This window comes from Phytoactinopolyspora endophytica (assembly GCF_004138495.1).
GTDB lineage: Bacteria > Actinomycetota > Actinomycetes > Jiangellales > Jiangellaceae > Phytoactinopolyspora > Phytoactinopolyspora endophytica.
This window is the reverse complement of the sequence record NZ_ML142860.1, coordinates 184731-185090: the sequence shown is the minus strand read 5'-3', so window position 1 is coordinate 185090 and position 360 is coordinate 184731. Positions and strand designations below refer to the sequence as shown.

1 pseudogene is annotated in these 360 nt (G+C 68.1%); it reads left to right on the top strand.

The window, feature by feature from the left end:
- Nucleotides 1-41: 41 nt before the first annotated feature.
- A pseudogene (locus ELR45_RS38695) lies at nucleotides 42-360 on the top strand (ABC transporter permease); the annotation flags it as partial.

Below are 360 nucleotides of genomic sequence, written 5' to 3'. Positions count from 1 at the left end.
CGATTAGCACGAGTACGACAACGCAGGCCGCGCCGGGAGGTATGCACCCCCTGGCGCGGTACCTCGTTGTCCGAGCGGGGATCACCGTGCTGCTGCTGTTCGGGGTGACGCTCACCACCTTCACCCTCACGAATCTCATCCCAGCAGATCCGGTCCAAGCTGTGCTCGGCGATCAGGCTGCGGCCGACCCCGAGATCGTGGCGGCCTTCCGTGAGCGCGCTGGGCTCGACGAACCCCTTCCGGTGCAGTACCTCACCTATCTCGGCAACCTCGTGCAAGGCGACCTGGGCGCCTCGCAGCAGACCCGCCAACCGGTGGCGGAGGAGCTCGGCGACGCCGCACCGGCCACCATCGAGCTCG